Raw genomic sequence first — 14,159 nt, forward strand, 5'->3', positions numbered from 1 at the left:
GTCTTTGCTGTGTAATGAAAGTTTGTTCTGTAAGGAGCGATACTTTTACTCATTCAAACCTTCAAATTTTCTTTGGAAGACCTAAAAGAACTGACGTTTTATAATAGCACATTTCTGATTGATTTTCGAGTTTTCAAGCTGTAAGATTGCTTCTGCAGTGCGAGGCAGAGTTATCAATGAACATTAGGCACAAATCGTCCTGCTTCGCAAATGCTTGAATCCGTGCTTGTCACGAGAGGGTTGTGTTTTTTATTACGTTTTTATAAAAAATGCGACCTTTCGCTGTGTTAAGTCTTCCTCCTCTGAAACACCCAAAAGAGATAGAAGTGTGTCAAAGTGACTTATTTGGCTGAGACTGTCGGGATAAAAACGGTCACTATGTCTGATTAAGAGATTTTGAGCAATGTTTGTTGAGTCGAAAACAGGCACAACCGGGTCGTGTATTCACTAAAACAAAACAAACATGTTTGAATCATTAAGTCAGCGGATAGAAGAAGCTGTACACAAACTCAAAGGCAAAGGACGCATTACCGAGGTAAATGTAGCTTCTACTATCAAAGACATTCGACGAGCGTTGATAGATGCCGATGTAAACTATAAAATTGCCAAACAAGTAACCGACGACATCAAGGTAGAAGCCTTGGGGCGCAAGGTGCTCAAGAGTTTAGCACCAGGGCAAGTACTCATAAAAATTGTCCACGAAAAGCTCACCGAACTAATGGGGGGTAAGCCGCAAGAGGCGAACCTTAAGGGCAGTCCTGCTATAGTATTAATGGCAGGGCTACAAGGTTCGGGTAAAACCACTTTTTCGGGTAAACTGGCGAACTTAATTCAGCAAAAGCAACACAAAAAAGTGCTGTTGGTGGCTTGCGATGTATACCGTCCCGCTGCCATTGAACAGCTAAAAGTGGTGGGCGAACAAATAGGAGTAGAGGTATATGCTGAGCCTGATAATAAGAACCCAGTGGCAATTGCCCAAAATGCGGTAGAACATGCCAAAACCCATCATTATAAAGTGGTGGTGGTAGACACGGCTGGGCGGTTGGCAATAGATGAAGTAATGATGCTAGAGATTGCCCAAATAAAAGCCGCCATTCAGCCTTCGGAAACTTTGTTTGTGGTAGATGCTATGACAGGACAAGATGCAGTAAATACAGCAAAGGCTTTTAACGAACGTATTGATTTTGATGGGGTAGTGCTGACCAAAATGGATGGAGACACGCGCGGTGGTGCTGCTTTGTCTATTCGTGCGGTAGTCGATAAACCTATCAAGTTTATAGGCACTGGCGAGCAGATGAGGGCTTTAGATACTTTTCGCCCAGAGGGAATGGCAGGACGCATTTTAGACATGGGCGATGCTTTGCTTCTAGTAAATGAGGCATACTCTGACGAGGAAAGGAAAGCGCAGGAGCGACTACAACGCAAAATGCGTAAAAATCAGTTTGATTATAACGATTTTTTAGCGCAGCTGCAAAACATAAAAAAAATGGGCAGCCTCAAAGACTTGATAGGGGCGTTGCCTGGTACCAACAAGCTTTTACGCAATACCGACTTGAGCAATGAATCGCTTACACCCATTGAGGCAATGATTTATTCTATGACACCACAAGAACGGCAAAAACCTGTATTGCTCAGGGACGCCAATAGACAAAAAAGGATTGCCAATGGTAGTGGTAATTCTATACAGCAAGTGGGGCAGCTCATCAAGCAGTTTGAAGATATGCGTAAAATGATGAAAAAGCTTAATAAAGGGGGCAAGTTTAAATAGTTGGGTAAATAAGATTCAATAGCTTGGAGAGGGTTTTAGACTTTAGGTAGTCTTTGTTATTTTGGCAATTCATCAAGTTTATTAGTTAGAAAACAATAAGGCGACAGGTAGTAGGGCACTACTTGTCGTTTTTGAGCTAAAGATGAGGGTATAAAAAAACCCTTACTCTGTTTAGGAACAAGGGCTTGGATTCTTTATGTAGACATTACATTGCTGTAACGTGAATTTCAATGCTTATCTGATACGCTTAACATTTACTGCATTCAATCCTTTTCTACCTTCTTGAAGTTCAAATTCTACTTCATCGCCTTCACGAATATCGTCAACTAATCCTGACACGTGAGTGAAGTATTCTTTGTTTGAACCATCTTCGGTAATGAATCCAAATCCTTTAGATTCATTGAAAAATTTTACTGTTCCTGTATTCATTATTGTAATTTTGTAATAAAGCCCAAAGATAAGTTATTGTGGCCTTATAAAATAGTTTATAGTAAATTAATTTTTGAGTTTTTAAAATTTTTTTTGAGACCACTTATAAGTGTTAAATTTATAAGCGAATGCTCGGTCAAATTTTTAATTGATAGTGAGCAAATAGGTTTTTTTTTGGCAAAAAAAAAAGATAATTACCCAAAGTTTATTTCCACCCCTTATTTAATCCATCATTTCGCGCAGTACTGTCAGCGATTTGAGTGTGCCAAAACCACCTATATGTAAATGGTAATACTCTAACAACAAGTCAATTACATAACTTCTGGTGGCAGACTCTATAGCAATAGTTTCTTCAAAATTACTGCTCAATAACTGGTTGATGACCTGTTTTATTTGTGTACTTTTTGTCGAAGGAAAAGATACGGGACGCTGGTTGTTTACTTCGGCTATCATCACGTCAGCCGATTGAGGGTCAAAGCCCAAAAAACGAGGCATTTTTGCCAAAAACTGTAAGTGAAATGCCCGGAAATCTTTTTGAGTATCATCAAACCACACAAGTGCATTGAGCAAAAAGTCAAACAACAGGTGGTTTTCTTCTTCTTCGCGTAGTGCTTTGCTGAGTACTTCGGCAATAAAAAGCGCGATGGTAGACTTCTGAAAATCAAAAGGAATGTTATGAAATGGCACATGGCAACGTGCTTCTGAAATACGTTGAATATTGCTAGTGTTTTGCTTATAATATACTACCATGTCTAACAGGGTAAGTGGTTGATAGAGGGCTATTTTGCTACCATTCTTGTTCGACCTCACCCCATTTATAATATAAGTTTTCATGCCCATTTCTTCAGTAAATATTTTGGCAATGATGGATGTTTCGCTGTATTTAGTATAGTGAATGACTATGCCTCTTGTTTTCTTTAACATGAGAGTAAATTAATAAAATTACCCTTGATTTGGCTAACTTTTTAATGATGTGTTGAGTAAATTTTTCGTACTGTTTGTGAAACCTGCTAATTTGGTATAATTTGCCTTGTTTTCTTTGCGCAAGTGGTAAGTAACTTGTAATAGGGGCAAGCTTTAAGCGACAAGTTCTTAGATACCGATGCGTATCGAATGTCGGCATAGTCTCCACTAGGCAAACCTTGTTTAACTATGTTGAACTCATCACAGCAAGCTACTGTCGATTCGGTTCACAAGCAGTCGCCACGCAAACTGTGCACGCAATTGAAGAATGACTATTAACAAAATTAAAAAATGAATCAAATCAAATCAGTAATTTGTTTGATAGGTTGTTGCCTGAGTATACATCTTGGGGCGCAAAACATACCACTGGGCACCTGGCGTACCCACGCGGCTTATCAAATGGTAAAAAGCCTGGCTTTGGGCAATAATAAGGTATATGCAGCCAGTAGCAACGGTTTTTTTTATGTCGATCAAACCGACAACACCCTCAATACAATGTCGAAAATAAGTGGATTGAGTGATACTGAAATAAGCCAGATAGCCTATCATGAGGCACTGAAAACCTTGGTAGTTACTTACCAAAATGGTAACATAGATTTACTGAAAAGCGACGAAATTGTCAATATTCCTACCATCAAAACCAACAAAAATATTACAGAGTCAAAGCAAGTCAATCATATACTGATACAAGGCAACAATGCCTATCTATCTACTGATTTTGGTATAGTGGTGTTAGACCTGAGCAAAAACGAAATAAAAGAAACCTACCAAAACCTGGGGGTAAACGGGCGTAGCATTGCTATAAAAGCCGCTACATTTTCGCAAGATAGTGTGTATATAGCCACCGAGAATGGAGTGTATTATGCGCCTTTCAACGGAAGCGTAAATTTGCAGGATTTTAATGCCTGGCAACGGTTTGAACCCAGCACTGGCATAGACACTTTGGAGTTTAACTATATTGTGAGTTTTGCCAGCAAAGTATATGTAGGACGCACCAACTATGAGTTGTATGAATACGCCCACAACAATCAATGGACAAAAGTAAGTCTGCCTGCTCCTGTTGCCCCCAATACCGGGCAAATACGTGATGTGCGAGCGTCTAATGGCCAGTTGTTGCTCAGCATAGATCATCAGTTGTTGCTGTTGAATGCTCAAAATCAAGTAACTATCTTTACCAATAGCAAACTTAATTCGCCTCAGGTGGCTTTGGTGGGTGCCAATGGAGTAATATGGATAGGAGATGGGGTGAATGGGTTGGTACAAAAAAATGGCACAACTTATAACGCTTTCTTCCCCAATGGCCCGGCAAGTGCCGAGAGCAGGCACTTGTATGCTTACCAAAGCCAAATACTGGCTTTGTCGGGTGGTTATCAGTTTGACGAAACCCCGCTAAATAGCAGTGCTGGTTTTTATTTGTTTGACAATGCCCAATGGAAAAACTACAATGCTTTTGACCCTTTGCACTCTCATGCAATTGCCAACGTCAAAGATTGGGTCGCAGCGGGGTTGAATAGTCAAGACCAACAACTGTATATAGGCTCGTTTCAATCGGGGTTGTACGTTTTCAAAGACAATGCGTTGACATCGGTTGCTGGCAGTACTTTACGTGCTAGTACTGACAACACTGTGAGGGTAGGGGGTATTACAACCGATGTTGAGGGCAACCTTTGGGTTACGAACCCTTCTGACGACATTGCCCGACGGTTTTTGCATAAGCGTGATGTGCAAAGGGAATGGAGCGTAGTATCGGCTCCTACAAGTGCTACAGGAGCTCCTTTAGGTATTTTATCTTCTTTTGGGGGGTATTTGTGGATGCGCCTAAGCCCGGCAGCAAGTGCTGGCATTTGGGTGTATGATCCACAGTTGAACCGCAGTAAAGTGCTGAATACTACGGTAAACAATGGCAACTTGCCCAGCCCCAGGGTGTATAGCATGGTGCAAGACAAAGAGGGGCAGATATGGGTGGGCACCGACAAAGGGGTAACGGTGTTTTTTAATCCAGCCGATGCTTTTCAGGCGGCCATTGATGCTTCTAAACCCATTTTTGATGGACAAAACCTGTTGCGTGCCGAAAAAGTAAGCACTATTGCAGTAGATGGGGGCAATCGTAAATGGATGGGGACTAACAATGGTTTGTGGTTATTTAATCCTGATGGAACCCAACTGGTACACCATTTCACGACTAAAAACAGCCCTTTGCCTTCAGACATTATATATGATGTAACTATTCAGCCTCAAACCGGGGAGGTATTTGTGGCTACTGACAAGGGGTTGGTGTCTTATAGAGGAACTGCCACTACAGGTGAACAAACGCACCAAGAGGTCAAAGTCTTTCCTAACCCGGTGCGCCCCAACTTTAATGGCTTGTTGGGTATTTCAGGATTGGTAGACGATGCTAAAGTCAAAATTACAGATGTGTCGGGCAAGCTGATTTACCAAACTCAAGCACAAGGAGGTACAGTGAGTTGGGACTTGAGAGACTATACCGGACACCGGGCAAAAACAGGCATTTATTTGTTGTTTAGTACCAATGCTGACGGTACCGAAACGTTGGTGACTAAAATAGCCGTGATAGAGTAGTGCTATAGAATATTGCCGTAAGGCAAAATGTAATTTTTGGATAAAATATTTGTGTTGTACAAAAAGCCTTTAACTATTGAAAAATATGTAACTTTTATTAATTTCGGCTTTAAAAACAACGCTTCATTTTTGAGAATAAAGCATGCTTTTTTTAAATTAGTAATGCTTCAAAGTTGAAAAGCTTTATAAAACAATCAAAAAGACTAATTTCAAGGCACACACGCCAAATTAAAAAAGAAAAGATTAGTGGTTATTTGCAAAGTAAGATAATTGCGTATACTTGTGTGAATGAGAAAAAGAAAAAAACATGAGCAAAATATCTCATTTCATAATTCTTGATTGAGAGATTTTATTATATTCACCTAAAATTTTCTTCTATATTTTAAGAAAGTTATAAAAAAAAAGAGCAAATTATGGATACACTATATCTGGAAGCCACCAAGTATACTCCAGAGGTGAAGTTAGATGCGGATAAGGGCATTTTTGAGTTAATGGGGAGTATGTACCCCGAATATTGTGAAGAGTTTTTGCAGCCTGTACTGGCTTGGTTTGGTGTATACAGAAACCGACCCAATCGTGAAACTAAAGTATCTATACGTTTAGAATACATCAATACAGACTGTACACGTACTTTGTACAACCTGTTTCTTACCCTTAAAAAAATACCCAATACCCGTGTGGTGTGGTTGTACCCTACCGAAGGAGGAAAAGATATGAAAGAAATGGGAGAGGACTACGCCGAAGACCTTGATTTGCCTTTTGAAATAAAAAATGTAGGAAAATAATTGCGTACTATTTAGCCACCAAAAAGTAGGGTGGTGCCTAGGTTCAAAACCACAATTCTATCCCTTTATTGTAAAAACTTGGTAAAGATTATTTAAAAAATTAACGAAGTTCCCCTTAACTTTTTATATTTCACATAATAAAATGGGAATTTTGTATGCAAGTGAACGATGCCAATCATATTCAAAAACTTATTCAACTCATAGAGAGTGAAAGTTTAACTAATATAGATTTGGCATTGCAAATAATCAAAGGGATGGGATTGCCAGATCATCGCAAGCTTCATCGGTTACTGCTTTCTTACCGCCCGGTAAAAGTTCGCCGTCTTTGTTTACAAAAAGGATTTTTTCATCTTTTTCAGAATACCCCCGGAATGTTGGGGGTAAGCGATTATAAACTATCGTTTAGTGATATTTTGCCCTATTTCTCAAAACTCAGTTGGTTGCAGGGGTTTGATTTCTCGAATGATGCAGCGCTAAAAACGTTGCCCCGTGGTTTAGAATACTTTACTCACATCAAACATTTACAACTGGCGTATACTTCGCTTACTACTTTACCTGGTTTTTTGCAACACCTGTCCCACCTCGAACAACTCAACTTGTCTTATACCCCGTTTAAAAAACTGCCCATTGTTTTGTCATTTTTGCTCCACCTCAAAACTTTGCATATAACCGGAACTCTGATTGATAATTTACCCGATGTACTGCCTTATTTGTCTAAACTAGAGCAATTGTATGTATCAGCCAACCATTTACAAAACCTTGATGCTCAGACAGAGCGGCATTTAAAAAAAATTAAAGAAATATGGGTGCCCCAAAACGAGGTGAATCAATTGCCTGCTCAAGTGTTAGGTTGGACAAACCTCCGCACGCATTTGCCCCGTTACTGGCATTCACCAGGTAGCGACTCTCCTTTTATTTTGCTTGATGCAATCAATGGGGTATTTCAGATGAAGGGCAACAGTATTATGGAAGAAGCATTGGTGTTTTATGAACCTACCCTCGATTGGTGGACACAGTACCAACAGGCTTCTAACCAGGTAACTCGTTTTCATGTCGATTTGCATTATTGGAATACCTCGTCTAGTAAGTTATTGTTAGATGTGTTTAGTCGGCTAGATACTATTCCGGGGTCGGTCATTGTATGGCATCTCGACCTGGACGACGAGGAATTGGAAGAAACCGGTTATGAGTTTGCCGAATTGGTAAAGGTACCTTTTGAGTTTTACTTTCGTTGGTAATCAATAAGAAGGTAGAGGGGATGTTCTTGAAAATATCATGGATATGTTAAAGAATGAGGAATTGTTTATATATACTTTTGTAGATTTGTACAGGGAAATTATTAATGTAGCTCACTGCTCACAAAACTTAAAGCATGAAAGAACTGAAACTAGAAGCCACAGAACACACACCTGAGGTGATTTTTAATGCAAACGAGGGTACTTTTACTATGTCGGGTAGGCTAATTATATTAGATAGCCACGCCTACTTTAGTCCTATTATGCGTTGGTGGCAATCGTACCTCACCCAACCCAATGAAAGTACTACTTTAGTGATAAAACTAGAGTACTTTAGTACTGCCAACAGCAAGTCGCTTACTTCTATGTTTAGAATGTTACAAAGCTTGCCTAACGTGAAAGTAATTTGGTATTATGACGATGAAGACTTGAGGGATTCTGGAGAAGATTTTAAGAATTTTTCAAAGCTCCCATTTGAGTTGATTGAATACTAATCAACAACTGATAACACCTCCCTTTGTTGATGCCCGATAGGCAAAATTTTTATGGCCACTCGTTGGGTGGTCAATGGGTTAAAAATAAACTTTACGTTTTTGGACAAAGATGCTTTTTGGAGTGAAAAGGCAACAGGATAACTATGCTGTTGTTTGAGCTTAGGTAAATATTAGATTGAAAACAACCAAAAACAGCTACCATTGAAACTGACAACAGAACAGGCTGCCATTGTGGGGAGTCAGGGGAACATAAAAATTAATGCAGTGGCAGGTTCAGGTAAAACCTCTACCTTGATTGCCTATGCTCAAGCCCACCCCAAAGAAAAAATCTTGTATTTGGCTTTTAACCGATCGGTAAAATTAGAGGCTATCCGTAAATTTTCTGAGGCTGAATGCGACCACGTGAAGATAGAAACCGCTCACTCGCTGGCCTACCGGGCAGTAGTACGTAGCGGGCGTTATCGTATCCAACAATATGACTTGACTACCTATCAGATCAAAGATATTTTGAACCTGAAACCTTATGATGAGCCCTTGTCGGAGTTTGTAATGGCGGGGCACATTGGCCGTTTTATGAGTTTTTTTTGTAATAGCAATAAAGCCAAGGTGCAAGAGCTTGACTACCTTTCTATTGTATCGGGCGAAGAGGCAAGGGAGTTTGTAAATAAATATTATGACGAGGTTTTGCACCAAACCAGGGTATTATTGGCAAAAATGAACCGAGCCGAAATAGAAATTACCCACGATTTTTACCTCAAAAAATTTCAACTCCATCACCCTATTTTGCCCTACGATTGTATCTTATTTGATGAAGGACAAGACGCTTCTCCGGCAATGCTTGATATATTTTTGCAGCAAGATCACGCTACCCGAGTCATTGTGGGTGATACTCACCAGCAGATCTACCGCTGGCGGTTTGCGATCAATTCGCTGGAGCAAGTGCCTGATTTTGACGATTTTTACCTGACCAAAAGCTTCAGGCTCAACACCCACATGAGCAAGCTCGCCGAAGCGATGATTGGCTACAAATACTTGTTTGAAAACCAGCTCAAAATTGCTATAGAAGGCATAGGCACCCACAGCACCCGCAAAGTAAAAGCCACCATAGGAAGAACCAACCTTGCCTTGTTGGTAAAGTCGATAGATATGTTGGTAGACAATGGTGAGATAGAAAATGTATATTTTGAGGGTAATTTTTCGTCGTATACTTATGCCAAAGATGGAGGCTCTATTTATGATGTACTCAACTTGTATACCGACTATAAACAGGGCATTCGTGACAAACTCATCAAGTCTATGTCGGGGTTGGATGATTTGGAAGACTACGCTGACAAAACCGACGATGTAGAGTTGAAGACGATCATAGAAATTGTGAAAAAATATGGGCGAAAATTACCTTACCTGATCAAAGAACTCAAAGAGCGTCACCTACCCGATAGTGAAAAACATAAAGCGGATATGATTTTTTCTACAGTGCACCGTTGCAAGGGAATGGAATATGACGAGGTAACTTTATTGGATGATTTTATTACTCAAGATGCCATAGAAAAGCTTTGGAACGAGGAGGGTACAACAATCGCTGATTATATTTCAGAAGAGATCAACCTGTTGTATGTGGCCGTTACCCGGACTAAAAATAAGCTCAATATTCCTGAAAAACTATTGCCCCGTGGGTTTGACTTGCCGCCTACTCACCACATAAAAGTGATGAGAACCCCAAAGCCTGCCAAAAAGAACCCGGAAACAGCGCCTCAACAAGTACCTGTTTACCGCAAAAGTCAGCCTTCGTATGCTAATAAAAAATGGACAGACCAAGAAGAAAACGAATTACTGGAAATGTATTACAAAAGTGTGTCGATAGAAGAAATGGCGTCTTATTTTGAGCGAACCAAAGGAGCTGTTTATTTTCGTTTGAAAAAAATGGGCGTGCTGTATGACTAAGGTGCCCCAACAGGGGCAAGTCTCTAGATGCTGATGCATATCGGCACTTTAAGCAACAAGCTAGACCCTGTTTAACTGCGTTGAGCTCATCATAGCAAGCTACTGTAGATTCGGTTCACAGGTAGCTAATAATTTATAGAGTGCTTATTTCAATGAGTTATAAAGTTTTTAGTTAGTAGGTCAACAATAGAAGCCGATTACTCGGAGAGTCTTTGGGTGCAGGCATTTTTACCATTACCCCTTTAGTATCAGAGGTGACCGTGAATTTAAGGTCTCCTGACAAGTAGTTTTTGCTGTTGGGCAAAGCTGACCTGGTAGTAAAATTGATTCGTAACAGGTGTTTGCCGGGCAGTAGCCGAAAAGATAGTGAACCTGGGATGGGTTGATTTTTTTGAAAGCCGTGGCTGATGTCAGCAGTATGGCTGCCCAAATAGCCTGATTGACTCACCTGGGCAATACTACTGTCTATTTTTACTTCGAAAGCCTGTTTAAGTGGCGCTAATTTATTGGCTACCAGTGATTTGATAGAGCTTAGTATATGGCTAAAAGCGGCTTTAGAGCCTTTGTTGATATAAGTACTTCCCGAATCGTGAATTTTGTAAGTTGCACGATTGATGCGCAGAAATATAGACACTCCGCCTCGGTCGTGCGTGCGTATGTTGCGTGTTTTTAACCGATCAAATTTATTGTTGACAAAAGTAGCATATATTTGGTCAAGCTCGGAGGCATTGAGTGTAAAATAGGTTTTGTTTTCTGTTTGGTATGCCCTGTGTTTTTGGTAACAACTATCTTTAGAAATATAAATACCCTTCGAAATAGGCAACATTCCTCCTTGTTTACTTACTTCTATTACCAGGTTTTCAGGGCGTTTTTTGGGCAATTTGCTTACGCTCATCAGGGTAGTAGGAATAGCACCTTGTTGATAAAAGTAGTAAAGAACACCTCCAGCAAGTATTACAAAAAGAAGAATAGCAATTTTGTTCATGGCATATAAAAGTGAGACAGCGTTGATTGAAGATAGGCTATTTTCAAGGCAAAAAAAATGATTTCACGAGACATCGCAAAATCATTCTTAAGTAACGTGCTCAAAATAAGTTTTCGGTTTTTAGGGCAAATACGCATAACTGACTGAGGCATTTAGCGAACACGTTACCAAATTTTAATTGAGGTTAAAGACTAATGCATGGCAGCTTTTGCTGGGCGTTGTGGGTTCGACGCATTCAATTGTTGCTTCCCCTTTTTACAAATATATACAAGTTTTTTGAGCCAGAATAGGTTCAGCCAGAATGCTGCTGCCAGTGTAGCAAAACTATAAATAAAAACTCCTGTGCTTAACAATGGCGCTTTCAGCTCATAGTAAACAAATAGTAGAGTAACTGTAATATGGAAAGCTACTCTTATTATAATAAATATAGGTAATTGCCAATTGTTAGTTTTTCTAATAAGCTGGCTATAGTCATCCTCCGAGGCCTTGAGCAGGCGAATCAAGTGATAAAATATGCTGGTAAATGGTAAAATAATAAAACTGGTCAACATAGCCAGGTACTCACCTTGTGCTATCATCAGAGTCATACCAATACTTACTACTACATGATGAATAAGAAGGCTTTTGTCGTATTTTTTGCGGGTGGTAAGTTCCAGATAACTAGAATATATGTAAAACCCAACTGCTATCAAAAACAAGTGTTTATGCATGGTATTTGCCAAGGTGTATTGCCACAATTTAGGCGAAATTGTGAAGAGTATAATGGCAAAAGGAGGGGAAATACAATAATAAATTAAACTAAGTACGTCAGCACGTTTTGCTTTGCTGTTTAGAAACTGATGACCTTTGAATAAGCTTAATAGTTGGTATAACCCAACAAATAGTAAAGAGTACAATGGGATAAACTTCAGAAGTTCCATGTGGTTGATAAATATTAATAATAAGTTAGTAATTTATTTTTGGCGAAATCCCGCAAACTTCGGGTTATGCTTGTACATATCCAAAGGTATTTGCTGAAGTTTTGTACTCTTATTTTTTGAAAAAAAAAAGACGCAAGGATGTAGGTTACAAAAAGGGGGAGATGTATGCCTCTACAAAACCACTTTGGGAAACACCAAACAATAAAATCATTCACACAACAGTAGTCATCACATCATTTATCTATTCTTTAAAGCCCATTTTATTGGGGTACACATTTTTATCGCTGCCAAACTCGCCATACGATACACCTTCTGGGTAAGATACTTGAATTTTGTGATGAGCAAATGCCTCCATGATGGCTTTTCTTACCTGAAAATCAGTTGCCCAGAAATGTTCTTGAGGTACCTTCAAAAACACCTTGACCAGCACTGTGTGTGTGCCAAAGTTATTGACCCAGACAAAAGGTTCATCTTCTTTGATCACTTCTGGAATATCATAGGCGGTTTCTTTGACAATGTTTATGGCTTTGCCTAAGTTTTCGTGAAACGGCAATCGTATTTCAAACTCGATGCTTCTTATTTTGTTGGCCGACAGGTTATGAATGGGACTGGTCATGAGCATATTGTTAGGAATGGTGACTTGGGTTTGGTCAAATTTGCGAAGAATGGTGTGAAATATCTGTATTTCGGTGACATAGGCTCTATAATCCTTTATTTTTACCTCATCGCCCACTTTAAAGGGGCGAAAAACCATAATGAGTATGCCTGAAGCAAAATTGCTGAGGTTGCCTTGCAACGAAAGCCCTACAGCAAAGCCCATCGCCGCAATGATGCCTACCAGAGAGGTAGTTTCTATACCCACAATACCTGCAGCACTGGTAAGTAACAATATTTTGAGCCCAAACCCCACCAACGAGTCTAAAAAGGTTTTTACTTCTTGATTGATGGTGCTTGACCTGCCAAAGGTTCGGCTGGTCACAGTTCTTACTTGCCTTATTAGCCAAAGCCCAATTATTAATACTAGTGTAGCCAGCAATATTTTGGGGGCATAACCTATGGTAAGCTCTACCAACTGGTTGATATAATCGTTGATTTGTTTCATTGCATTGGTGAATAGGGTAGGGGTGTTTTTTTGATAAAACTAGGTCAATTTTGAATTGAACAAAAATAAGGCAAATATACAGAAGCCCTCAAGTACCTTTGTTTTTTTTCAATCTTTTTTTAACACTTGCTTAACAAGCTTATCCCATTCTTGGGAATAAAAGCCAGCATAGCTTTGTCTAAAACCCAATGAATAAGGCTTACTGACAATTTTAAATTATATAGAATATGACCATGAAAAAACTGATGGCCCTCTTATTTTTATCAATGCTGGTGTTTCAGGGCTGGACACAGTCGTCAGGGCATCGCATACAAGGCAAGGTAGAGGAAAAAGGGGCACAAGCGTTACCGGGGGCTACTGTTATACTGGCACGCCCAAATGTTGCCACAGGGCGTGGGGTGATTACTGATAATGAAGGTAATTTTATCATTCGAAATATACCCCCAGGTAAGTATATCTTGCGCATTTCTTTTATTGGCTACCACACCTTGCAAAAAACTGTAGAAATAAGGAATGCTGCCATAAACTTAGGAACCTTATTGCTGAAGGTTTCTTCAGAAAAGCTCAAAGAAGTACAAGTAGTGGGCAAAACGCCCCCCGTGGAAATCAAAGGAGACACAGCATCGTTTAACTCATTGGCTTACAAAACCAACCCTGACGCCAACGCCCAGGATTTAGTGAGCAAACTACCTGGAGTAAGCGTAGAAAATGGACAAGTAAAGGTAGCCGGAGAGGAAGTGAAGCAGGTATTGGTAGATGGCAAGCCGTTTTTTGGCAACGATCCCAAAGCAGCGATGCAAAACTTACCTGCCGAAATCATTTCAAAGATTCAGGTATTTGATCAACAAAGCGAGCAATCAAGGTTTACTGGGTTTGATGATGGCAACACTACCAAAACAATCAACTTTGTGACCAAGTAAATATGCGAGTGGGTACTTTTGGAAGTTGTATGCTGGG

General features: G+C 39.8%; 12 protein-coding genes. 7 read left to right on the forward strand and 5 right to left on the reverse strand.

The window, feature by feature from the left end; translation table 11 throughout:
* Window positions 1-463 precede the first annotated feature (463 nt).
* Window positions 464-1,768 (forward strand): signal recognition particle protein, encoded by a 1,305-nt coding sequence (ffh, locus tag M23134_RS26700; RefSeq protein ID WP_002701574.1) that lies wholly within the window; start codon window positions 464-466, stop codon window positions 1,766-1,768.
* A 234-nt stretch (window positions 1,769-2,002) separates the two neighbouring features.
* Here ffh and M23134_RS26705 read toward each other — a convergent pair whose 3' ends face one another.
* Both M23134_RS26705 and recO read right to left on the reverse strand, forming a co-directional pair.
* Window positions 2,003-2,197 carry a cold-shock protein gene (locus M23134_RS26705; protein WP_002701575.1) on the reverse strand — a complete coding sequence of 65 codons (195 nt, stop codon included), beginning with the start codon at window positions 2,195-2,197 and terminating at the stop codon, window positions 2,003-2,005.
* Window positions 2,198-2,419: 222 nt separating this feature from the next.
* On the reverse strand, window positions 2,420-3,121 hold the full coding sequence (gene recO, locus M23134_RS26710; RefSeq protein ID WP_002701578.1) for a DNA repair protein RecO: 702 nt from the start codon (window positions 3,119-3,121) through the stop codon (window positions 2,420-2,422).
* A 330-nt stretch (window positions 3,122-3,451) separates the two neighbouring features.
* Between recO and porZ the strand changes: the two genes are divergently transcribed.
* The 5 genes from porZ to M23134_RS26735 all read left to right on the forward strand — a co-directional run bounded on the left by porZ (window position 3,452) and on the right by M23134_RS26735 (window position 10,195).
* On the forward strand, window positions 3,452-5,740 hold the full coding sequence (porZ, locus tag M23134_RS26715; protein WP_002701579.1) for a type IX secretion system anionic LPS delivery protein PorZ: 2,289 nt from the start codon (window positions 3,452-3,454) through the stop codon (window positions 5,738-5,740).
* Window positions 5,741-6,153: 413 nt separating this feature from the next.
* Window positions 6,154-6,525 carry a DUF1987 domain-containing protein gene (locus M23134_RS26720; protein WP_002701582.1) on the forward strand — a complete coding sequence of 124 codons (372 nt, stop codon included), beginning with the start codon at window positions 6,154-6,156 and terminating at the stop codon, window positions 6,523-6,525.
* Window positions 6,526-6,680: 155 nt separating this feature from the next.
* Entirely contained in the window at window positions 6,681-7,763 is a 1,083-nt protein-coding gene (locus M23134_RS40615) for a SiaC family regulatory phosphoprotein (RefSeq protein WP_002701583.1), read from the forward strand.
* 134 nt (window positions 7,764-7,897) lie between these two features.
* Window positions 7,898-8,254, forward strand: coding sequence for a DUF1987 domain-containing protein (locus M23134_RS26730; protein ID WP_002701584.1), 357 nt, complete (start codon window positions 7,898-7,900; stop codon window positions 8,252-8,254).
* Between the two features lie 201 nt (window positions 8,255-8,455).
* The gene (locus tag M23134_RS26735; RefSeq protein ID WP_002701586.1) at window positions 8,456-10,195 is read left to right on the forward strand and encodes a UvrD-helicase domain-containing protein; all 1,740 of its coding nucleotides are present in this window, start codon (window positions 8,456-8,458) and stop codon (window positions 10,193-10,195) included.
* A gap of 172 nt (window positions 10,196-10,367) precedes the next feature.
* On the opposite strand, the gene M23134_RS38955 is transcribed toward M23134_RS26735, so the two are convergent.
* The 3 genes from M23134_RS38955 to M23134_RS26750 form a co-directional block, all read right to left on the reverse strand.
* The gene (locus tag M23134_RS38955) at window positions 10,368-11,180 is read right to left on the reverse strand and encodes a hypothetical protein (protein WP_002701588.1); all 813 of its coding nucleotides are present in this window, start codon (window positions 11,178-11,180) and stop codon (window positions 10,368-10,370) included.
* 191 nt (window positions 11,181-11,371) lie between these two features.
* Entirely contained in the window at window positions 11,372-12,100 is a 729-nt protein-coding gene (locus M23134_RS26745) for a TLC domain-containing protein (RefSeq protein WP_002701590.1), read from the reverse strand.
* Window positions 12,101-12,341: 241 nt separating this feature from the next.
* Window positions 12,342-13,202, reverse strand: a complete 861-nt coding sequence (locus M23134_RS26750; protein WP_002701591.1) for a mechanosensitive ion channel family protein — start codon at window positions 13,200-13,202, stop codon at window positions 12,342-12,344.
* A 227-nt stretch (window positions 13,203-13,429) separates the two neighbouring features.
* Here M23134_RS26750 and M23134_RS26755 point away from each other — a divergent pair, with 227 nt between their 5' ends.
* Window positions 13,430-14,122 (forward strand): carboxypeptidase-like regulatory domain-containing protein, encoded by a 693-nt coding sequence (locus tag M23134_RS26755; RefSeq protein ID WP_082226715.1) that lies wholly within the window; start codon window positions 13,430-13,432, stop codon window positions 14,120-14,122.
* The last annotated feature ends 37 nt before the right edge of the window (window positions 14,123-14,159 follow it).

The sequence above is a fragment of the Microscilla marina ATCC 23134 genome, assembly GCF_000169175.1.
In the GTDB taxonomy this organism is placed as follows: domain Bacteria; phylum Bacteroidota; class Bacteroidia; order Cytophagales; family Microscillaceae; genus Microscilla; species Microscilla marina.